20 protein-coding genes and 2 pseudogenes are annotated in these 19,567 nt (G+C 72.8%); 13 read left to right on the forward strand and 9 right to left on the reverse strand.

The window, feature by feature from the left end; genetic code table 11:
* Positions 1-547, reverse strand: a pseudogene (locus ACWEQL_RS32070) (HEAT repeat domain-containing protein); the annotation flags it as partial.
* A 121-nt stretch (positions 548-668) separates the two neighbouring features.
* On the reverse strand, positions 669-1,265 hold the full coding sequence (locus ACWEQL_RS32075; RefSeq protein WP_452153872.1) for a restriction endonuclease: 597 nt from the start codon (positions 1,263-1,265) through the stop codon (positions 669-671).
* A 357-nt stretch (positions 1,266-1,622) separates the two neighbouring features.
* On the opposite strand from ACWEQL_RS32075, the gene ACWEQL_RS32080 reads away from it, so the two are divergent.
* The gene (locus tag ACWEQL_RS32080; RefSeq protein WP_452153873.1) at positions 1,623-1,823 is read left to right on the forward strand and encodes a hypothetical protein; all 201 of its coding nucleotides are present in this window, start codon (positions 1,623-1,625) and stop codon (positions 1,821-1,823) included.
* Positions 1,824-1,881: 58 nt separating this feature from the next.
* On the opposite strand, the gene ACWEQL_RS32085 is transcribed toward ACWEQL_RS32080, so the two are convergent.
* Positions 1,882-2,910 (reverse strand): ArsR/SmtB family transcription factor, encoded by a 1,029-nt coding sequence (locus tag ACWEQL_RS32085; RefSeq protein ID WP_452153874.1) that lies wholly within the window; start codon positions 2,908-2,910, stop codon positions 1,882-1,884.
* 425 nt (positions 2,911-3,335) lie between these two features.
* On the opposite strand from ACWEQL_RS32085, the gene ACWEQL_RS32090 reads away from it, so the two are divergent.
* A complete protein-coding gene (locus ACWEQL_RS32090) occupies positions 3,336-3,767 on the forward strand; it encodes a hypothetical protein (RefSeq protein WP_452153875.1) in 432 nt (143 codons plus the stop codon).
* 482 nt (positions 3,768-4,249) lie between these two features.
* Here ACWEQL_RS32090 and sigJ read toward each other — a convergent pair whose 3' ends face one another.
* On the reverse strand, positions 4,250-5,161 hold the full coding sequence (sigJ, locus tag ACWEQL_RS32095; protein WP_452153876.1) for an RNA polymerase sigma factor SigJ: 912 nt from the start codon (positions 5,159-5,161) through the stop codon (positions 4,250-4,252).
* A gap of 184 nt (positions 5,162-5,345) precedes the next feature.
* On the opposite strand from sigJ, the gene ACWEQL_RS32100 reads away from it, so the two are divergent.
* The 4 genes from ACWEQL_RS32100 to ACWEQL_RS32115 all read left to right on the forward strand — a co-directional run bounded on the left by ACWEQL_RS32100 (position 5,346) and on the right by ACWEQL_RS32115 (position 8,781).
* Positions 5,346-6,536, forward strand: a complete 1,191-nt coding sequence (locus ACWEQL_RS32100) for an amidohydrolase family protein (protein ID WP_452153877.1) — start codon at positions 5,346-5,348, stop codon at positions 6,534-6,536.
* A 96-nt stretch (positions 6,537-6,632) separates the two neighbouring features.
* On the forward strand, positions 6,633-7,106 hold the full coding sequence (locus ACWEQL_RS32105; RefSeq protein ID WP_452153878.1) for a cupin domain-containing protein: 474 nt from the start codon (positions 6,633-6,635) through the stop codon (positions 7,104-7,106).
* Between the two features lie 206 nt (positions 7,107-7,312).
* A complete protein-coding gene (locus ACWEQL_RS32110; protein ID WP_452153879.1) occupies positions 7,313-7,693 on the forward strand; it encodes a hypothetical protein in 381 nt (126 codons plus the stop codon).
* Between the two features lie 281 nt (positions 7,694-7,974).
* A complete protein-coding gene (locus ACWEQL_RS32115; protein ID WP_452153880.1) occupies positions 7,975-8,781 on the forward strand; it encodes a class I SAM-dependent methyltransferase in 807 nt (268 codons plus the stop codon).
* A 184-nt stretch (positions 8,782-8,965) separates the two neighbouring features.
* On the opposite strand, the gene ACWEQL_RS32120 is transcribed toward ACWEQL_RS32115, so the two are convergent.
* A complete protein-coding gene (locus ACWEQL_RS32120) occupies positions 8,966-9,703 on the reverse strand; it encodes a VOC family protein (RefSeq protein WP_452153881.1) in 738 nt (245 codons plus the stop codon).
* A 33-nt stretch (positions 9,704-9,736) separates the two neighbouring features.
* Positions 9,737-10,690 carry an AraC family transcriptional regulator gene (locus ACWEQL_RS32125; protein ID WP_452153882.1) on the reverse strand — a complete coding sequence of 318 codons (954 nt, stop codon included), beginning with the start codon at positions 10,688-10,690 and terminating at the stop codon, positions 9,737-9,739.
* A 143-nt stretch (positions 10,691-10,833) separates the two neighbouring features.
* Here ACWEQL_RS32125 and ACWEQL_RS32130 point away from each other — a divergent pair, with 143 nt between their 5' ends.
* The 4 genes from ACWEQL_RS32130 (at position 10,834) to ACWEQL_RS32145 (ending at position 13,785) form a co-directional block, all read left to right on the forward strand.
* The gene (locus ACWEQL_RS32130) at positions 10,834-11,550 is read left to right on the forward strand and encodes an SDR family oxidoreductase (protein ID WP_452153883.1); all 717 of its coding nucleotides are present in this window, start codon (positions 10,834-10,836) and stop codon (positions 11,548-11,550) included.
* A gap of 261 nt (positions 11,551-11,811) precedes the next feature.
* Positions 11,812-12,144, forward strand: a complete 333-nt coding sequence (locus ACWEQL_RS32135) for a hypothetical protein (RefSeq protein ID WP_452153884.1) — start codon at positions 11,812-11,814, stop codon at positions 12,142-12,144.
* Positions 12,145-12,154: 10 nt separating this feature from the next.
* Complete coding sequence (locus tag ACWEQL_RS32140) at positions 12,155-12,457, forward strand: hypothetical protein (protein WP_452153885.1); 303 nt, start codon at positions 12,155-12,157, stop codon at positions 12,455-12,457.
* Between the two features lie 83 nt (positions 12,458-12,540).
* Positions 12,541-13,785, forward strand: a complete 1,245-nt coding sequence (locus tag ACWEQL_RS32145; protein ID WP_452153886.1) for an MFS transporter — start codon at positions 12,541-12,543, stop codon at positions 13,783-13,785.
* A gap of 121 nt (positions 13,786-13,906) precedes the next feature.
* Here ACWEQL_RS32145 and ACWEQL_RS32150 read toward each other — a convergent pair whose 3' ends face one another.
* Positions 13,907-14,770 carry an SCO6745 family protein gene (locus ACWEQL_RS32150; RefSeq protein WP_452153887.1) on the reverse strand — a complete coding sequence of 288 codons (864 nt, stop codon included), beginning with the start codon at positions 14,768-14,770 and terminating at the stop codon, positions 13,907-13,909.
* Positions 14,771-14,834: 64 nt separating this feature from the next.
* Entirely contained in the window at positions 14,835-15,539 is a 705-nt protein-coding gene (locus tag ACWEQL_RS32155; protein ID WP_452153888.1) for a GntR family transcriptional regulator, read from the reverse strand.
* Positions 15,540-15,775: 236 nt separating this feature from the next.
* Here ACWEQL_RS32155 and ACWEQL_RS32160 point away from each other — a divergent pair, with 236 nt between their 5' ends.
* Positions 15,776-17,299: a serine/threonine-protein kinase gene (locus tag ACWEQL_RS32160; protein WP_452153889.1), complete on the forward strand. Its 1,524-nt coding sequence runs from the start codon at positions 15,776-15,778 to the stop codon at positions 17,297-17,299.
* Positions 17,300-17,630: 331 nt separating this feature from the next.
* Here ACWEQL_RS32160 and ACWEQL_RS32165 read toward each other — a convergent pair whose 3' ends face one another.
* Positions 17,631-17,909 carry a hypothetical protein gene (locus ACWEQL_RS32165; protein WP_452153890.1) on the reverse strand — a complete coding sequence of 93 codons (279 nt, stop codon included), beginning with the start codon at positions 17,907-17,909 and terminating at the stop codon, positions 17,631-17,633.
* Between the two features lie 546 nt (positions 17,910-18,455).
* On the opposite strand from ACWEQL_RS32165, the gene ACWEQL_RS32170 reads away from it, so the two are divergent.
* Both ACWEQL_RS32170 and ACWEQL_RS32175 read left to right on the forward strand, forming a co-directional pair.
* Positions 18,456-19,178 (forward strand): hypothetical protein, encoded by a 723-nt coding sequence (locus ACWEQL_RS32170; protein WP_452153891.1) that lies wholly within the window; start codon positions 18,456-18,458, stop codon positions 19,176-19,178.
* Positions 19,179-19,384: 206 nt separating this feature from the next.
* Positions 19,385-19,567 (forward strand): annotated as a pseudogene (locus tag ACWEQL_RS32175) (hypothetical protein); the annotation flags it as partial.

Consider the following 19,567-nt stretch of genomic DNA (forward strand, 5'->3'; position numbering starts at 1 on the left):
CCAGCGTCGCGGCCGCCTCGACGACCAGCAGCCGCTCCGCGGTGCCGCCCTCGGCCGCCAGCCGCTCACGCAGCAGCGCGAACGCCCGTTCGGCGTCGTCGAGGAACAGGCCCAGGGCCGGGACGGCGGCCTGCCGCACCCGGGAGTCCGGGTCCGCCGCGTACCGGACGAAGAGGCCGACACGCTCGCGCATCCGAGGTACGACGTCCGCGTAGGGCGTCGACGCGTGGCCGGACGGACTGTAGTAGACGCCGTCGGGGTCGCAGTCCAACGCCGCGCCGCCGATGCTGAGCAGGAGCCCGATGACAGCCGGGCGGTCGGGCGCCCGGGGATCGTCGGCGAGCGCCAACAGGAACGGCAGGCTCGCCGCCGTGCACGAGTAGACGTCACCCTGGTGGTGGGCCGCGCTGTAGAAACCGCTGAACGCCTTCTCCCGGACACCGGGGTCGGGCGAGGCCATCTGCTCCAGCCACAGCGGGACTTCGTCGGCCGGGCCGTAGGCGTGACCCATGGACGACCAGTCGACACCCTCAAGATGATTGATCATGGGCCGCACAGTGGCACGGGGCACTGACACCGACACCGGTCAGAGCGGGCAGGCGGGCGAACGGGCCGGCATCCCCACGCTGCGCGGGTTGACCCGCCGCCGGTCGGTGGCCGGTCCGGGGTCAGGCCCAGGGCGGCTTGCCCGTGCCCTCGGCCCACAGGGCGAGCGCGCCGCGGTCGACGACGCGGATGCCGACCTTCTCGCAGAACGCGTTGGCGGCCTTGGTGAGGGCGTTGGTGGTCACCACGGCTGCGAGGTCGCAGCCGTGGACGTCGCGGTAGGTGCCGTTGACCTTCTGCACGTCCTGGGAGCCGACGAAGGTGCGCGGTCCGTAGCGCTTGGCCTGGATGAGGATCCGCTGCCCGGCCGGGGTGGTCGCCAGGACGTCCGCGCCGAGGTCGCCGGCCCCGCCGACCACCGTCACCTTCGTGCAGCCGTCGCGCCGGCACAGGTCCGCCAGCGCGTGCTCGAAGTCCTTCGGACTCATGGTCAGGAACGGGCCGATGTGCCGCAGTTGCGCGACCCGTGAGGCGAGGTCGCGACGGCGGGCCAGCACCCTCGTGCGAAGGACGGCGACGGCTCCTGCCGCGGCCATGGCCAGCACGGCACCGACCAGCAGCAGGTGGTGGGCCACCCATGTGAGCACGACGGACGCCACACCGATCACGGCCACCGCCGCCACCACCAGGAGCAGTGCGTTCTCCCTGGCCCGGCGCATCCGTCTGGCGCTGGAGCGGCGGCGTCGTGCGGGCCTTCGGGCCACGGCATCCCCTTTCTCGGATCACGGTGTGCCCGCGAGCGTAGGAGCGGGCGGTCTCCGGGCGCAGCGGATCCGGGTGAACTCCTCCCCCTGCGCGGCCGGGTTGACCGGATCGCGGTGGTCGGCGGCCGGACTCCCTCCACGAGCCCGTTTCCCGGTCCGGTGGCGGGGCGGGTCCACAGGTCTGCCCGCGGAGTCGTTCGGGCCCGCCGTTTTTCCGGAACCCGCCCCGGAGCGGCTGGTCGCTCTGGCATGCTCACCCCGGCAGCCGGCTCCTGGTGACCGGAGCCTCACACAGGGTTGACGGGGTGGGCAGTGCAGTACTCGATCAGCGCGTCGGTGTTCCTCGCCATCGTCATCCTCGTACGGCTCCGGCGTCGTACCGAGGCCCGCAGTCGCGTCGACGAGGCGTTCACCGTGTTCACCGCCGTCGTGTTCGGTGTCCTGATCGCCACCACGGCCTGGGGGCAGGCGATTCTCCAGCTCGTCGGCGTCGCCGTCCAGGCCACCCACTGACATCGACCGGGTACCGGACGCGCACCACCCCGGTGGCCGCGGCGTGCCGCGACCGGGGTCACTCGCCTCTGCCGTCGCCGCAGGTGCGCGCCGCCGTGACGAGGTCGGTTCCCGACCGGGTGGCGGCGTGCCGCACCGTGTTGCCGTGCCGGAGGCTGGTCACCAGGCCGGCGGCCCGCAGGGCCGCCACGTGTTCGGAGGCCGAGGCGGGCGAGATGGCGAGATCCCGGGCGAGCTGCGTGGTGGTGCGGCCGTCCAGGGCGGCCAGGACGGTCAGAACGGCGGCCCGGGTGCGGCCCAGGAGCGCCGCCAGGGCGCCCGGGGTCCGGCCGGGGGCGGCGGACGTCGGCCCGGGGGTGAGATGACCGTTCCGGGAGTCCCAGACGGGCTGGTACACCAGGACCGGCGTGTCGAGGTCGTTGATCAGGGCCCGGGGGCGGGAGCCGCAGAAGACGTGGGCGCACAGGGAAAGGCCTCGCCCCTCCAGGCGGATGTCGGTCTCCTCCTGTCCGGCCAGCCCGGGCAGCTCCAGCACGGGCTCTCGCCAGCGCGCCCGGGGGTGCAGTCCGGTCAGCACCGCCCCGACACCGGCGCGAGCCATGGTGTGCACCCGCCACGCCCGGTCGGCGTCCAGGACCGTCCGCATCTGCCCGGCGAACGGCGTCACGGCGATGTCGTAGTACGCCGCCAGCGCGTCGACCACGGCATCCAGTGCCGCACGGTCCCCCGCGGCCAGCGCCCCCGTCCAGGCGGGCAGGCGCTGCCGGCCCGAGAGGCGTCGCAGGTCCGCCACCAGATGCCTGCGGGGCGTGGACCGTATCGCATCGAGAGCGGCCGGGCCGGAGGACGCCCGGGTGCCGGGGGTGAGGAAGTCCGGCACCCAGCCGGTGGCCGGAACCACCGAGCCGAGCAGTGAGGCGTGTTCGGGCAGCCGCTGCAGAACGTGCTGCCGCCACGCGGAGAACCTCCGTCCGGAAGGGCGTCGAAGCGTCTGCAGACTCATCACCGCCTCGCTCACCGGCAGCGCGCGGCTGCTGGTCAACACCGTCCGCGCCAGGTCCTCGGTCGTGAAGTGGATTCGCAACATGAAAGTCCCCTGTGTCCCATTCTCGAAGGACTCCTCCTGCGGCCAGGGATATTCGGCTACGCCCGAAGGTCGTTGTCGAGGGGGCCCGCGGCCGAACATGCTGTGTCCAGGCCGACCGAATGACCGGACAAGCGTCACAGAAGGAGAGAGCACGTACACGCGTGTCGCGCCCGGCATCGTCGTGCCGGGCCGCGCGGCTGTCGGAAAGTATCGGCACGAATCGTCCGGTGGCGGTGCCTCTGACCTCAGGGTTCGAGCCTGAACCGCGGCGACCGTCCCGCGTGTGCACGGATATCCGTGACGCCTCACGGTTGGCCCGGCCGGCGCGCCGGGACGAGTTCGTACGTCGAACCCTCCGTCGTCGCCGATGTCATCGGTAATTCCGTCGCCGGGATTCCCCGGCCGATTCCGTAAAGGAAAGCGTGATGACCATTCGCTCCGCACTGGTTCGATCCGCGGTCGCGGCGACCGCCGTGACCGGTTTGCTGCTCGGATTCGCGGGCCCGTCGGCCGCCAGCAGCGGCCACTGGATCTCCGGGTACAACGCCGACCGGGGTGCCAAGGTCGAGGGCACCCTCATCGAGCCCACGTCGGGCTGTGACTACGCGAAGGTCAAGTCCGACGGGGCCGCGAAGATCTACGACACCGACGCCGACGGGAACGGGGCCATCGCGTACCTGATCACCTACAAGTGCGGTACCGGTACGAAGCAGATCACGAAGCTCGGGAGCGTCGCCGGCGAGGGTCGGAGCGCGCAGCTGAGCTCCGTCACCGTCTACAACGTCAGCAGCGCCGCGCTGCAGGTGTGCGAGTACTACGGCGATAACCAGTTCATCGACTGCGTGACGTACGGCTAGGCCGTTCCGTCCGGGTCACCGGGCCGGCCGGGCGGACCGGCCGTCCGGTGACGCCGGCGGAGTCGAGCCTCACCGGCCACGGCCACGTCACCCACCTGAGCGGCGACGGGGGTCTCCGGGACGGCCGGGGCCGCGCTGCCCACGGCGGCTGTGAGGACTCGAACGCGCATGCTGGTGCTCCATCCGATTGGGGAGGTTGCGCCGCGGGCCCGGGTCGGTCCGGCAGCGACCTCACCCTGTGGCGGGCGTGCCGGACGCGGCAAGGGAAATCCCGTCCGGGACGGCTCCGGCCGTGTCCCGGACAGAGGACGTCGTGCTCAGCGAGGCCCGGTTCCGCGGACCGAGACGGTGGCTCGGTGGCCGCCCGTACCCGCCCGTGCGGCAGGCCGGTCCCGGAGGCCACCGGTCGATGACCAAGCGCAGCCCGTGGGCACGGTCGCACGGGGGAGCGGCGGGAACCGGTGGCCCGCCGGCTGCCGGGTTCAGCGGATCCCGGAGAGCTTGTCGGGATTGGTGACCGAGTAGATGCCGGCGATCAGGTCGCCACCCGGGGCGAGGTCGACGACGACCACGGCCAGCGGGCCGGCGCCGGAGAGGACGAGTGCGCACGGGTCACCGGCCACGTGCCGGTAGCGGACGGTCGGCCTGTCCGGGGGCAGCAGGGCGGCGACCGACATGAACACCGCGGCGACCTGCTCGCGTCCGTGTACGGGCCGCAGGCTGATGGCGGGCCCTCTGCCGCCGCCGTCGGTCCACAGGGTCACGTCCGGTGCCAGCAGGTCGAGCAGGGCCCGCAGGTCGCCGCCGAGCGCGGCCGCGGCGAACCGCTCGGTGACCTCGGCGTGGACGTCGGGCTCGGTCCGGTGGCGGGGACGGCGGGCGTGGATGTGACGGCGTGCCCGGGTGGCGAGTTGGCGGACCGCCGCCGGGGAGCGGCCGAGGATGTCCGCGATCTCCGGGTGGCCGAACCCGAACACGTCGTGCAGCAGGAACACCGCCCGTTCCAGCGGTGACAGGGTCTCCAGCACCACGAGCATCGCCATCGACAGCGATTCGGCGCGCTCGACGGCGCCGCTGACGTCGTCCTCCGCGGCGACCAGCGGTTCCGGCAGCCACGGGCCGAGGTAGGTCTCCCGTCGGCGGTTCAGGTCCGCGCGGCGAGCGAGCGCCCGGTTCATCGCGATGCGGACCAGGTAGGCCCGGGGGTTCTCCACCGGTCCGGCGCCCGGCCTGTGCCGGCGGCCGGACCAGGCCAGCCAGACGTCCTGCAGCGCGTCCTCGGTGTCGGCGATGCTGCCCAGCATGTTGTAGATCACCGAGAACAGCAGTTCCCGGTGGCCGAGGAACTCCTCGGTGGCGGTGTCGCCGGCCGTGTGCGACGGGGTCGATGTCATGCCTTGGCTCCTCATCCGTTGCGATCCAAGAGTCCCGTGCCGCCGCTCATGTGACACGCGCTGCCGAAATGTGAGCGGTGCCACATTCCGCCGTGGCGATGTCACAGCCGGCGGCAGGGCCCCCTCTGTGGTGGCGTCCGGGGGTTCACGACCCCCGAAACTCCGACCCATCAGGGAGATCTCCATGCGCACAGTGATCCGCGACGTCCGCGTGTTCGACGGCGAACGAACCATCGCGAGGGCCGACGTGGTCGTCGAGGCCGACCGGATCGCGTCGGTCGGAACGCGTACGGGCAACCCGGCCGACGCCGAAACGGAGGTCGACGCGGAGGTCGACGCGGAGGTCGAGGTCGACGGCAGGGGGAGGACCCTCCTGCCCGGACTGATCGACGCGCACACGCACGTGTTCGACGGCAGCCTCGCCCAGGCCCTGCGGTACGGGGTCACCACCGAGCTCGACATGTTCTGCGTTCCCGGGCTGCTCGCCGGTCAGCGGCGGCTGGCCGCCGAGAACGACGACGTGGCGGACCTCCGCAGCGCCGGCACCCTGGCCACCGCACCCGGCGGGCACCCGACCCAGTTGCTGGCCGCCCTGGCCGGCAGCGGCGTGGGAGGGCTCGACGGCATCGACCCGACGGCGATCGACTCCGTCTCCGATCCGGCGAGGGCAACGGAGTTCGTCCGGGCCCGGCTCGCCGAGGGAGCCGACTATCTCAAGATCGTCATTGATGACGGTACGGTCCACGGTGCGGATCTTCCGGTCATGTCGCCGGACGTCGCCCGCGCCCTCACCGCTGCGGCGCACGACGCCGGACTGCGGGTCGTCGCCCATGCGATCACCGCGTCCGAGGTGGAGATCGCCCTCGACGCCGGCGTCGACGGCCTGGCCCATGTGTGGAGCGACCTCGCACCGGACGACCCGGCCTCCCCGCGGCTGGCCGAACGGGTGCGCGCCCAGGGGGTCTTCGTGGTGACGACGCTCGCCTACTTCGAGGCGATCACCGCCCAGCACCTCCCGACCGCCGACTGTGCCCGCCCCGGCAGCTCCGCCAACGCCGTCGGCGCGCTCCGGGCCCTGCACCGGGCCCGCGTGCCCCTGCTCGCCGGAACCGACGCCACCCCGTTCACGCCCGCCCACGGCACCGGTCTCCACCGCGAGCTCCAGCTGCTCACCGAGGCCGGGCTGAGCGCCGAGGAGACGCTCGCCGCCGCGACGAGCGTTCCGGCCCGCCATTTCGCCCTGGCCGACCGCGGCCGGATCGCCGCCGGCCTCCGCGCGGACCTGGTGCTGGTCGAGGGCGATCCCACCCGGGACATCGCGGCCACCACCGCCATCACCGACGTCTGGCGTCGCGGCGTACGGCAGACCCGCTGAGGCGGCCCCGTACGAGGAACCGACTCTCCAGGGACCCCCGGGACCCCCGGGACCCCCTGACCCCTCCGACCTACCGCCTCCAAGGATTGGCATCACATGTCCGACGACCGCTTCATCCTGCTCGACGCCGGCCAGGCACGACCGGGCCGCGTACCGCTGCCGCCCGCCTTCTCGGTCAAGGCCCGGACCGCCGATACCGAAGGCCGTTTCTCCCTGCTGGAGGTGGTGGTGGCCCAGGAGATCCCGCGCCACACCCACCACGTCGCCGACGAGTGCGTCTACGTCCTGGACGGCGAACTCCTCGTCGACTTCGACGACCGGACGCACGCCCTCACCGAGGGCGGGTTCGTGCTGCTCCCGCACGGTGTCCCGCACGCCCTGCGGCCGGGTGCCGGCCGGCCGCCCCGGGTCCTCCAGATCTCCTCGCCGGGCGGTTGGGAGTGCTTCGTCGAGGACCTGATCGAAGCCCGGGGCCGGCTCGGCACCGGCGGCCGGCTCGATCCGGCCCGTCTCAACCTCATCGCCGGCGGACACGGCATCACCTACGAAGAGGGGCACCCCTCGCGCTGACACGCGGCGCCCGGTCGGGACGCCGGGAGTGCGCTCCCGGCGTCCCTTCCACGCACCGCTCCCGAAGTAACCGCCGGACCCCGAAGGCCGTTCCCGGCGGACGGCCCTCCGGCCGACATCCGGGAACCGGGAACCGGGACCGGATCGTCCGCGTCCGTCACGGGCGGCGGCCTGACGGCCGGGCCGCCGTGACGGACGGGGGAACGGTGGAGACGGCAGGGATCAGGGGCGGCGCCGGCCGGTGGGGCGTGCTCGGGGCGGTGGTGCTCGCGGGCGTCGTGGGCTGGGTGTTCACGATGTACGCGGTGGACGCCTACCACCGCGACGTCTGGGGGCCGCTCCAGCACTGCGCGAAGGTCGTGAAGCTGTCGGGCCCGCCGGTCGCGGCGGCGGTGATGGGGCCGGTACTGAGCCTGGCGGGCTCGGTCGCCGCCGGGTGGGTCGCGGTGCGTTCGTACCGGCGGCCGGCGCTGCTCGCGGTCGGGACCCTGCTGGCCGCGGCCGCCCTGCTGTTCGCGGTCGGGGAGGTGTTCAACACGGTGGATGTGCTGTCCGGCCCCAACACCATGGGGAACACCTGCGAGTGACGGGTCGCCGGGCCGACCGCCGGAACGGTGCGCGAGGCCTTCGCCAACCGGGGCCGCCGGGTCGGCCGGTCCTTGTCCGTGGCCCGCACTGACGGGACCTCATGGAGATCACCGAATCGGAGCCGCCCGCCTCGGGCAGATTCCGTGCCGTGCCGTGGCGGCGGGTACGGGCGGCGGGCCCACCGGGCCCGGACGGTTCGTGAGTCGGGCGCCGTCGCAAGGGGTTTTTCCCAGTAGCAGATCGGCCGGCCGGAGTGCTGTCCCGCTCGGCAGAGGGTGGCATGGTGTTGACCATGACTCGGGGATTCAGTGGTGACGTCGCCGACTACTACGCGAAGTACCGCCGCGGCTACCCGGCCGAGGGTATCGACGCGCTGCAGGCGGCGTTCGGACTGCGGGCCGACGACGTCGTGCTCGATCTCGGGTGCGGCACCGGTCAGCTTGCCCTGCCCCTGGCCCGTAGGGTGCGGGCCGTCATCGGCATGGACCCCGAGCCGGACATGCTCCGGCTCGCGGGAGAGGCAGCCGCGAGGCAGGGGATTGGCAACGCGACGTGGGTGCTGGGCGCCGACAGTGACGTCCCGGCCCTCGGCGCCCTGCTGGGGCAGCGGTCATTGGCGATGACGGTGATCGGCAACGCGCTGCACTGGATGCGGCACGATGAGCTCTTCCGCGCGCTCCTGCCGATGTCCCGTTCCGGCGGCGGAATCGCCGTCGTGGCCAACGGCACTCCTCTGTGGCTGCAGGACAGCACCTGGTCGCGGGCGCTCCGGGCCTGCTTGGAACGCCGGTTCGGCATCGGTCCGGAGGTGTCGTGCGGCACCGGGGCCCAGGACCGGGATCGGTACGCGCGGGCGCTCCGCGCCGCAGGCTTCGAACGGGTGCAGGAAATCGTGATCGACTACACCGATGAACTGAGCTTCGACCAGCTCATGGGCGGCGTCTATTCCGCGATTCCCGCGGCGAAGCTGCCCACGCCGAAGGAGCGGCCGGCCTTCGCCGATGACGTTCGGCGGTCCCTGCCCGTCGGCCGGTCCTCATTCACCGAACACGTCAAGGTCTCCGTGCTCGTGGGCCGGGTCGGGTAGCTTCGAACTGCTCGGCGTCGGCCGGACCCTCGCCGGCCGGCGCCCCGGGCAAGCGCACGGATGCCCTGCGCCACCTCATCCGGGATGACCGCGCGTCCGTCCACCCCGCCCCATCTCCACAACAGCAGTCCGGCTGTCGCCCCCGCGGGGCCGTCGAACTGGATCTCGGAGTGTGACCGGACCGCTAACGAGGGCTGAGCAGGCAGAACTCGTTGCCCTCCGGATCGGTGAGGATCCGCCAGGAGATGGCGGACTGGTCGATTCCCGGATCGGAGGCGCCGAGCGCGCGCAGCCTGGCCTCCTCGGCCGCCGGGTCGTCACCGCGGTAGGGGCTGATGTCCAGGTGGACGCGGTTCCACCCGCTCTTGGTGTCAGGGGTGCGGACGAACTCCAGGTAGGGGCCGACGCCGTGGGCGGACCGCATGGTCGCGTGGTCGTCGGCGACCTCGTGCACCGTCCAGTCCGTCGCCTCGCCCCAGAACCGGGCCATCGCCCGCGGGTCGGCGCAGTCGACCACCACGGCGGCGATCGGCCCGGTGTTCCGGTAGATCTCCCGGGGCTCCAGGACGCAGAACTCGTTGCCCTCCGGGTCGGCCATGACCGTCCAGGGGACGTCGCCCTGGCCCACGTCGGCGAGGGTCGCGCCGAGGTCCTTCAGACACGCGACCAGCTCCGCCTGATGGGCCGTCGAGGTGGTGGCCAGATCGAGGTGCACCCGGTTCTTCCCCGTCTTGGGTTCCGGGCGGGCGATGATGTCGACGCAGACGGCCGCGGGGTCGGGGTAGGCGAAGCCGACGGGCTCGAGGTTGGTCACGCCGGGGCCTTCGCTGTCGATACCCCAACCGAGGGCCTCCGCCCAGAACCGGCCGAGCGCGGCGTCGTCCTGGGCCTTCATGTTGATCTGCACGAGTCGTGTCGCCATACCGCAGATCCTAGGGTCCGTCTCAAAAGATGATCAAGCAATAAAAGGTCCGCCCGGTTTGTCGCCCGCCGTCCCGACCTGCTTGCGGTAGGCCCCCGGCGGCGATCCGAAGTGTCGTTTGAAGGCTTTGGCGAAGGCGAACTCCGACGTGTACCCCGTCTCCCGTGCGATCGTGCTCACCGGGGTCGGCGATCGGTGCAGCAACCGCGCCGCGGTGGCCATCCGCCAGTTGGTCAGGTAGGTCAACGGAGGCTCGCCGACCACCGAGGCGAACCGGCGGGCGAACGTGGCGCGGGACAGCCCGGCGCGGGCGCCCAGGGACTCCACGGTCCAGGGACGGCCGGGATCGTCGTGGATCGCCTTGAGGGCCGGGGCGACCGCCGGGTCGGTCAGCGCGGCCGCCCAACCCCGGGTCCGCTCCTCCGGCAGTTCGGCGTACCACGACCGGAGGATGTACAGCAGCAGCAGATCGATGAGCGCCGTGACGACCGCGTCCGAGCCCGGTCGCGGCGCGTGGAACTCGGCACACAGCTGATCGATCGCCGAGCGCAGCGCCGGGTGGCGGCCGGGAACCGCGGGGAGGTGGATGACCTCCGGCAGGTCGCTGAACAGGGGATGCGGGCGATCGACGTCGATCGCGTACGCGCCGCACACCAGCACCGTGCGCGGCCCCGGTCCGTCCACGGTGACCTGGCCGATCGGCGAGGAACGGTCCACGCGCTCCGGTACGAAGTCCACCGGATCACGGTCCGGCACGTCGCACAGGGTGTGGCCGCTGCCGCGCCGAAGGAACACGATGTCGCCGGGTCCGAGCGCCAGCGGTCGGCCGTGCGGCGGCAGCAGGTGGCAGTGCCCCTCCACGACCACGTGGAATCCGGCTCCCGAGATGGGTTGGAACCTCAGGGCCCACGGGGCGTGCGCGTCGGTGCGAGTCACCATCGGGCGTCCCGTGCGCAGGACTTCGAGGGTGTCGCTCAGGATGTCCATGACGTCACCCTAGTGCCTGCACGGCGAGACGATATGACAGGGAATCGAGACTTCAAGTCATTCATCGTCTCAATGTGGAGGCGTACGTTCTTGCCATGGCGGTTGCCGAACCCCGGCGCCGCATCGACGAAGGAACGGATCCCATGTCTCTGGCCGGCAAGAAGATCGTGATCATCGGTGGAACCTCCGGCATCGGCTTCGCGGTGGCCCGACAGGCCGCGGCGGCCGGCGCGGACGTCGTGGTCGCCTCCAGCAATCAGGGCCGCGTGGACGCCGCGACGAAGCGGCTGGGCGAACGGGCCGAAGGCCGCCGCCTGGACGTCGCCGACGGCGACGCCATCGCCGCGTTCTTCGAGCAGGTCGGGGAGTTCGACCACCTCGTCTACACCGCGGGCGAATCCCTGCTGATCAAGCCGTTGGTCGACACCACCCCGCAGGAGGCCAGGGCCGTCTTCGAGCGCCGGTTCTGGGGCGCGTTCCTCTCCGCCAGGTACGCCGCACCGCGGCTGCGCGACGGCGGCTCGATCACCTTCAGCTCCGGCGTCCTCGCGATCCGCCCCCTGCCCGGAACCGCGCTCACGGCAGGTATCACCGGCGGTATCGAGGCCCTGTCCCGGGCGCTCGCCGTCGAACTCGCCCCCCTGCGCGTCAACGTGATCCAGCCCGGTGTGATCCGTACCGAGCTGTGGGACGGCAGTGTCGCGGACCCGGAGGCCTTCCTCCAGGGTGCCGGGTCCGAGCTGCTCACGCGGCGTGTCGGCACTGCCGAGGAAGCCGCGGCGGCCTATCTCTTCGTCCTGGCCAACGCCTACGTCACCGGCACCACGCTCGCGGTGGACGGCGGCGCGGCACTGGTGTGACGGGACGCCTCCGGTGGGGCCGTATCGGACAGAGGCCCGTCCGCGGCCGGGCGCGTGAGCCGGACGGGACGGCCTGGCCCGGTGGCACGGCGCGGCGGCCGCCGGTCGACCGACACCCGGCGGTCAGGGAGGTCGATTCGCGGCTCGCCCCAGGCGTTCCACCAGTTCGCGGGCGTGTTGGACATGCAGTTCGTAGGCGACTGTCCCATAGTCTGCGTCGACGAAGTGACGGGTGACGTCACAGCGACGAAAGGACTGATCATGGTGGAGAACTTCGCGGACCTGCCGGCGCCGGAGTCCATCCGCATCATCGATTTCGACGAGGCGAGGGTCGTCCCGGGGATCGTTCCGGGCACCTTCATCCTCGTCGTCAGCGGGGTCATGCCCTATATGAACATGACGGTTCGTCTGTCGCCGCTGGTCTACATCGAGCGGCCGGAGTACTGGGGCATCGAGGTCGTCGGCTCACTGAGCGGCATCGGGATTCCCGCCACCGCCCCGTACACGGTGTCCCTGCCGCTCGACGGCATCCTGGGGACCAGGGGAATCGAGGTGATCGGGGCGAACAGGACCGAGCAGATCGTCGTTCCCTAGGGTCGGTCCGATGCCGGGGGGTCAGTCTCGGGTTCTGCCCTCCTCGTGCGGGCGGGACCCGGCACGACCGGACCGGGCCGGCGTACCGGCGGCCGAGACGGACAGCGGTCGGTCCGCACGCCTGGGTCACCACGAGATCGCGGAGCCCCGACGGGAGGGCGGTCTGCCGGTCTTCGTCTCCGGCCAGCCGTACGCCGTACCGCGTCCGGCTGCCGACCACACGGCCGGGGCCGACCTGGTCGGGAAGGTGGTGCTGACCGCCGGCGACGCCGGGAGCCGGGCGATCGAGCCGAACGGGACGGCCGGACGTTGAGGTCGGATTCACGCCAGACCAACCCCCTGCCCGCTTGGTGGACTTCGTGGTGACATCCACCGCTCACGGACAGGACCTCCGGCATGGCCGACACCGCCCTCCATCCCGCTCCGCGCCCACCCGGCGACGGCCCGCGCCGCCCGTACCTGCCCGCGCGCGGGGGTGGTTGGCCCGCCGTGCTGGCCGTCACCACGGGTGTGTTCTCCATCGTGACCACCGAGATCCTGCCGATCGGCCTGCTGACCGGGATCGGCGCGACCTTCCGGATCTCCGACGGCACCGCCGGGCTGATGATGACGCTCCCGGGCATCGTCGCCGCCGTCGCCGCACCGGTGGTGACCGTCGCGACCAGGCGCGCCGATCGGCGGACCATGCTCTGCGGCCTGCTGCTGCTCCTGGTCCTGGCGGACCTCCTCAACGCCTTCGCCCCCGCCTACTGGGCCGTGCTGACCGCCCGGGTCACCCTCGGCCTGGTCATCGGTGCCTTCTGGTCGATCGGCGCGGGGATCCCCGCACGGCTCGTCCCGGGGCACCGGCAGGGCCGGGCCACCACCCTGTTCTTCACCGCCGTCCCGCTCGGCTCGGTGCTCGGCGTACCGGCGGGCGTGTTCCTCGGCTCGCTCGTCGGCTGGCGCGCCGCCTTCCTCGTGATGGCCGGGCTGACCCTGCTGACCCTGGCCGCTTTGCTGGTGTCGCTCCCGCCGCTCCCTCCGCTGACCACCACCGGCCTCGGCGTGCTGCGCGGGCTGCTCGCCGGTCGGGGCACCCGGACCGGCCTCGCCGTGACCTTCCTGATCGTGCTGGCCCACTTCGGCAGCTACACCTACGTCACCCCGTTCCTCGAGGCCACCGCCCATGCCGGCCCGGGCCTGGTCACCGGCCTCCTGCTCGTGTACGGCGCCGCCGGACTGCTCGGCAACGTGCTCGCCGGCGGCCGCGCGGCGGGCGCCCTCCGCCCGGTCTTCGGCACGGCCACCGCGCTGCTCGCCGCCGCGACCCTGCTGATGCCCCTGCTCGGCACCGGCGGTCCGGGCGCCGCCGTTCTGCTGACGCTCTGGGGCGCGGCGTACGGCGCCGTGCCGGTCTGCTCCCTCACCTGGTTCCTCGCCGCGGCCCCGCACGCCCCGGAGGCGGCCGGCGTGGTGTTCACCTCGTCCTTCCAGGCGACTCTGTCGATCGGCGCCCTGACCGGCGGCCTCGTGGTGGATCGTTCCTCCCCGGCCGCCGTCATGGTGCTCGGGGGCGTGGTCGCCCTCCTCGCCGCCGCCGTCGTGTGGGGATACGGCCACCGGGTGCGGCCCGGCTCGGCGCCCGGGGCTCGCCCCTGACGTCCAACGGGCGCGCTCCGGTCGGGAACGCCGCCCGGGCCGGCCGGGACAAAGTGGCGCGGAGCCGGGCCTGGGATCGGCTCCTCGGACGCGGGCGAAGGGCTGGGTGGCCCCGGGGTGCTCAGCCCTTGCCGAAGTGCACCGCGGGGAAGGCGCCCGCCGCTCGGAGAGCCCTGGAGAATCCGCCTGCCAGTTCGGTGAGACGTGCGGTGGCGGCCGGGCCCAGGTGGTCGTACGGGGCGGCGTCGAGGCGGTCGGTGAGCGCCTCGGCCTCCTCGCGCAGGGTCGCGCCCGCCTGCGTGAGGTCGCCCGCCGCGTCCAGCAGTCCGCGTTCGCGCAACTGCTCCCGGGCGGCGTCCCACTGCTGCGCGGACCACCCGCGGGTCCGCATGAACAGGGCCGATGTCGGTGCCGCGCCGGTGGCGTTGTGCAGCACCAGCGCCTCGATGCCGGACAGGCCGGCGATCGCCAGGGCGGCGAGGTGACCGTCGCCCCGGTGCTCGCGCAGCAGCGTCGCGGCGTGCCACAGGGCCAGGTGCGGTTCCTCGGGTACGGGCAGGTCGGCGTTGGCGGCGTACAGTGGCCGTGCCTCTCGGCGGCAGGCCTCGGTGGCGTGCAGCGCCAGTTCGGCCGCCTCGGCCATGTCTTCGGAGGTGAGGGCCTCCTCGCCGAGCAGCCGTCGCAGCGTTCGGTCCGCGCCGCGCAGCCGTGCCGTGAGCACCTCCTCCGGTGTGGTGACGCTCCACGCGGCGGGGATGTGGCGCCGCACGTGCTCGTGGTTGAAGTTGTAGAAGGTCGCGGTGACGGTGCCCGCGTCGACGGCCCCGAGCGGTGCCGCGCGGCTCGCGAGGTAGACCATGGCTCCGCGCCGCAGCCCGAGTGCCGCGAGTTCGTCCTCCTGCTCCGGCGCGAAGTACACCGATACGTGCAGGGGGTTGACGGCGTTGTGGCAGTGGCGGCCGGTGCTCGCCTCGAGGGAAGTCATGCCGTGGCTCCGATGTCTGTGATCAGGTGTGGTCGTGCGGCCGGGGCCGGATGGCCGCGGTGCATCAGGCTTCGTCCGTGGGGTCGTGGTGGGGGCAGTCGGTCAGTCCGGCCGCGGTCCGGGTGAGGTGCCGGGTCAGGACCTCGGCCGCGAGGTCGGCGTCGCGGGCGAGGGCCGCCTCCTCCAGCCGGCGGTGTTCCAGGAGGGCGTCCCGGCCGGGGTCGCGGTGCGCCGACCAGCGGCGGGCCAGCTCGCTCGCGGTCCACATCCGGTCGAAGGTCTCCAGCAGGACGAGGTTGCCGCATCCCTCCAGCAGGGTGCGGTGGAAGAGCCGGTGGGCCTCGGCCCAGGCGCTGCTGTAGTGCCTGCCCTCCTCCGGTACGTACGCCGGGGTGCGGGCCAGCCGGTGGTGGGCGGCTCGTACGCGGGCTTCCCAGTCCACGTCGCCGCGTTCGACGGACATGCGCAGCATGACCGGTTCGATGGTGCGGCGGGCCTCGGTGATCTCCTGCCAGCGACGGTCGGAGAAGGCCGGGACGGCGAAGCCGCGGTTGGGCAGCCGGTCGGCGAGGCCCTCGCCGACCACCCGTACGAGCGCCTCACGTACGACGGCCAGGCTCACGCCCTGTTCCTTGGCGAGGTTCTGGGGCTTGAGGGCGTCACCGGGGGCGTGGTCCCCGCGCATGATCGCATCCCGCAGGTGGGTGTAGACCTGCTCGGAGAGCATCTGCTTCCCCGCCGGGGGTGAGGTGTGGGTCGTCTGAGGCATGGCTAGATGATAGACGATCAGATAGATAATCGATTATTGGTTTTACGGTCGATCTCGACGGGGAGTGGGTGACACCGTGGGCCCTCACCGCCACCCCGGCGGACCGCACCTCGTACCGGGGTCGACGGCCGAGAAGTCGACCGGCGGGGCTCCGACCATCACCGCCACCCGGCAGGTCCCGCGCCGCTACTGTTCCTTGCACAGTCGTGGCGTCGGGCGGTGGGCGGGGGCGGGGCGTGGAACACGGGGCGCAGCAGGGGCAGTTGGTCGGAGGTCGCTACCGGCTGGTGCGGGCCCTGGGTGCGGGCGGCATGGGCCGGGTCTGGGAGGCGCACGACGAACAGCTCGACACTCGGGTGGCCGTCAAGGAACTGGCCCTGTCCACGGTGATGACCCGGCAGGAACGCTCGGAACGGTTGGAGCGCGCCATCCGGGAGGCCCGGAACGCGGCGAGGCTGCGAGACCACCCGGGCATCGTCACCGTGCACGACGTCGTCATCGAGGACGGCGTGCCGTGGATCGTGATGCAGTTGGTCTCCGGCACCACCGTGCAGCAACGGCTGCGTGCGGAGGGCCGGTTGACGGTGGAAGCCGCCACCCGGGTGGCGCGGGCGGTACTGGAGGCGCTGGCCGCGGCACACGGCGCGGGCATCGTGCACCGGGACATCAAGCCCGCCAACGTCATGGTGACCACCGACGGGCGGGTCCTGCTCGCCGACTTCGGCATCGCGGTCAGCAGCACCGACACCCGCCTGACCGGCACCGGCCAGATGGTCGGCTCCGCGCCGTACCTGGCCCCCGAGCGGGCGCTCGGCGAGCTGGGCGGCGGCGCCGGGGACCTGTTCTCGCTCGGGGTGACGCTGTACGAGGCCGTCGAGGGGCTCTCGCCGTTCGCCCGGGGCACCGTGGCGGGCTCGCTGTACGCGGTCGCGCACGAGAACGCCCCGCCCATGCGGCACGCCGGCGCGCTGGCGCCGCTGATCACCGGGCTGCTGGTGAAGGACGCCCCGGCGCGGCTCACCGTCCCGCAGGCCCTGGCGCTGGTGGACGAGGCCGCACGCGGGGCGGGGGCGGGGGAGCCGCGGCCGGCCGGAGCAGGGGCCGGGGTCGGGGTCGGAGCCAGGGACGGCGGGCAGGAGACGGCGGGGCGGGGCGCGCGGGAGCGGGTCACCGTGCCGCCACCGCCTGCGGCAGCCCCGTCGCCGACGCCGACCGCCCCGTCACCGCCCTCGGCCGCTCCCACACAGACGCCGGCCCCGACCGGCGGCGCCTTCGGCGACCCCGAGTTCACCTATGACGACGATTGGCCGTACCCGCCTCGGAGTCGTGGAGCGTGGCTGCTCCGACGGCTGCTCCGCAGGGCGGCGGTGGTCCTGGTCGTGGCGGGGCTGCTGTCCGGCGGAGCCTACGCCGGTTACCAGTGGACATCGTCGCAGTACTACGTCGGAGCCCACGACGGCCATGTGGCCCTCTACCGGGGCATCAGCCAGAAGCTGGGACCCTGGGAGCTGTCAGGGGTGCAGGAGGAGTACCGGGACGTCACCCTCGACCTCCTCCCGGTATACCAGCGCAAGCAGGTGGAGGCGACCATCACCGCGACGAGCCTCAACGAGGCGCGGGCCCGGATCCGGGTGCTGGCCGTCCAGGCGGAGGTCTGCCGCAAGATCGCGCAGCCCCGTGGTGCGGACGGTGCGAGCGCCGGCGCCCCTCCGCTCACGGCCGAGGAACAGAACCTGGCCCGGAGCTGCGTCGTTCAGTGATGTCGTCCGGGGAGGCCCGACCGGGTCCACACGGTTGGCGGACAGTCAGGGAGCGTGCGAACGGGTAGCGTTCGGCCAGGCCGGTCCGGCCGTCTTCTCGTCGTGCCCCTCGGATGGGAGAGCGCATGTCCGGGACACCTCGCGCCACGCTCCTCACCCTCCTCGGCCGACCGTTCCGCCGGGCGGCCGTCGCGCTGCTGGTACCGGTCCTCGCGGGTTGCGGGGGCGGCGGTGGTGACTCCGGCTCGGGGGCGGGTGCCGCATCCAGCGCCGCGCGGTCGGCGGCCGACCTCGGCGCGACCCCGCAGGCGGAGGGTTCCGGTCAGCAGCCTCAGGAACAGCGGACCAAGGCGGGCGGCAACCAGGGCGGGTTCAGCACCGCGGGCCAGGTCTCGGCGAACGCGGGCGGGATCTGGCGAACGGCCCGGATCAGCCTGTCGAGTTCGACGAAGGCGAGTTTCACGGCGACCATCGGCGACGTCCACGACTGCGCCAGGAGTGAGTTCGCGTCCAAGGAGAAACTGACGATCAAGGTGGTGGACGGGCGCAGCCCCCAGCCCGCCGTCTTCACGCTCAGCGGTAACCCTCCGGCCGAGAGCAAGCGGATCATCTGCCTCAGCGTGACCATCGACGGTGAGAAGCGTGACTTCCAGGCAGACGGTGGTGTCGACGTCCCCGATGCGCCCGGCGGAAATCCGGGTGGCGGGAATCCCGGTGAGCCCGATGAGAATCCGGGCGGGGAGAAGCCGAGCACTCCCAGCCCGAGCCATGCGAATCCCGGCGGCCAGTCGCCCGACCAGCCCGAACCCGCCCCCGAACCCGCCCCTGAACCCGGTCCTGGACGCGGTCCCGAACCCGCCCCCGAACCCGCTCCCGAGCCTGCGAGTCACCGCTGAGCGCTGACGGCGGGCAGGCTTCCGACGACGGCGGCTCCACCGGTGACACCCCCGACGCCGGCTCTGCCGACTCCGCCGGCGGGGCTCCCGAGGAGGACGGCTCCGCCGACACCGAAGCACAGCCACCCTCACCGCAGGGCCGGTCGTGGAGCAGCTGGATCGGCCTGATCGCCTCCTGGATCGCGCCGACCACCTTCATCACCGCGCTGCTGTTCTTCTTCGGCTACGCCTACACCGACTCGCTCTACCACTACTTCGGCGTGGACGCCGCGACCATCGGCTTCTCCACCCAGGACCTGCTGCTGCGCAGTTCGCCCGCGCTCTACCTGCCCGCCGGCGTGCTGCTCTGCGCCGGGCTGCTGTCCGCCGTCGGCTACCACCTGGCGACCCGGACGGTGCGCAGCGGGGCGGACGGCCGCCGGATCGTCCGCGGGGCCCGCTGGGCGGTGGCGGTGCTGGTCGTGCCGTTGCTGGTGCTGGGCTTCCTCGCCGGGTTCGAGGTGCTCGACACCGGGCCGATGGGCACACCGCTGCTGATCGGTGGGGCGCTGCTGGTGGTGGTGCTGGCCCGGCTGCTGGCCGTACGGGCGGCGGGCGCGCCGTACCCGCTGACCGGGGAGCGGGCGGCGTTGGGCATCAGCGTGGCGCTGATCGTGCTCTGCTCGTTCTGGGCCGCGGGCGGCTTCGCCCACCAGAAGGGGACGGCCGACGCCCGGTGGCTGGCCGAGAACCTGGCGCTGCGCCCGGCGGTGGTGCTCGACACCACGGAGCGGCTCTACCTCCAGTGGCCCGGCGTGGAGGAGCGGACGCTGCCGGACGCCGGGGCGGGCCAGCGTTTCCGCTACCGCTACCGGGGACTGCGGCTGCTGGCGCAGGCGAATGACCGGATGTTCCTGATCCCGCGGGACTGGACCTGGGAGGAGGGCAACGTCCTGATCCTGCCGGTGGACGCCCGCGTGCGGATCGTGTTCCACCCGGGCTGACCCGGCCGCCGGTCCCGGGCCGACCCGGCCACCGGATCCCGGGCGACGGCGGCGGATCGCGCACCCACGGGCGGTGGCCGGGCGGACGGCCGGCGGCCCGGTGACGTCCGGTGCGGTCGTTGTCGGTGGGGCGTGCGAGGCTGTGTCCCGTCGCGGCCGACAGGGCGGTCGCGGGGGACGGCACGAACGCGCTGGACAGGGGCGGGATGACGACGGATCACCTGGTGAACGAGGCATGGCGGCCCACGACGCCGCCGCAGCGGCTGCGCGAACTCGCCGCGGACCCGGTGCCGGCGCGGATCGTGGCCTCCCGGATCGGCCTGCCCGCCGACGCGGACGTGCTGCTCGCCGAGGCGCTCACCATGGTGGCCGCCCGCAGCATCCACGCG

It is taken from the genome of Kitasatospora sp. NPDC004240 (assembly GCF_053603215.1).

Bases quoted from the DNA above. Each gene is read 5' to 3' on its own strand.
- ACWEQL_RS32075 (WP_452153872.1), bottom strand. From the start codon at position 1,265: ATGCGCCGGGCCAGGGAGAACGCACTGCTCCTGGTGGTGGCGGCGGTG.
- ACWEQL_RS32085 (WP_452153874.1), bottom strand. From the start codon at position 2,910: ATGTTGCGAATCCACTTCACGACCGAGGACCTGGCGCGGACGGTGTTG.
- ACWEQL_RS32090 (WP_452153875.1), top strand. From the start codon at position 3,336: ATGACCATTCGCTCCGCACTGGTTCGATCCGCGGTCGCGGCGACCGCC.
- sigJ (WP_452153876.1), bottom strand. From the start codon at position 5,161: ATGACATCGACCCCGTCGCACACGGCCGGCGACACCGCCACCGAGGAG.
- ACWEQL_RS32100 (WP_452153877.1), top strand. From the start codon at position 5,346: ATGCGCACAGTGATCCGCGACGTCCGCGTGTTCGACGGCGAACGAACC.
- ACWEQL_RS32105 (WP_452153878.1), top strand. From the start codon at position 6,633: ATGTCCGACGACCGCTTCATCCTGCTCGACGCCGGCCAGGCACGACCG.
- ACWEQL_RS32115 (WP_452153880.1), top strand. From the start codon at position 7,975: ATGGTGTTGACCATGACTCGGGGATTCAGTGGTGACGTCGCCGACTAC.
- ACWEQL_RS32120 (WP_452153881.1), bottom strand. From the start codon at position 9,703: ATGGCGACACGACTCGTGCAGATCAACATGAAGGCCCAGGACGACGCC.
- ACWEQL_RS32125 (WP_452153882.1), bottom strand. From the start codon at position 10,690: ATGGACATCCTGAGCGACACCCTCGAAGTCCTGCGCACGGGACGCCCG.
- ACWEQL_RS32130 (WP_452153883.1), top strand. From the start codon at position 10,834: ATGTCTCTGGCCGGCAAGAAGATCGTGATCATCGGTGGAACCTCCGGC.
- ACWEQL_RS32135 (WP_452153884.1), top strand. From the start codon at position 11,812: ATGGTGGAGAACTTCGCGGACCTGCCGGCGCCGGAGTCCATCCGCATC.
- ACWEQL_RS32140 (WP_452153885.1), top strand. From the start codon at position 12,155: ATGCCGGGGGGTCAGTCTCGGGTTCTGCCCTCCTCGTGCGGGCGGGAC.
- ACWEQL_RS32145 (WP_452153886.1), top strand. From the start codon at position 12,541: ATGGCCGACACCGCCCTCCATCCCGCTCCGCGCCCACCCGGCGACGGC.
- ACWEQL_RS32150 (WP_452153887.1), bottom strand. From the start codon at position 14,770: ATGACTTCCCTCGAGGCGAGCACCGGCCGCCACTGCCACAACGCCGTC.
- ACWEQL_RS32155 (WP_452153888.1), bottom strand. From the start codon at position 15,539: ATGCCTCAGACGACCCACACCTCACCCCCGGCGGGGAAGCAGATGCTC.
- ACWEQL_RS32165 (WP_452153890.1), bottom strand. From the start codon at position 17,909: ATGATCCGCTTGCTCTCGGCCGGAGGGTTACCGCTGAGCGTGAAGACG.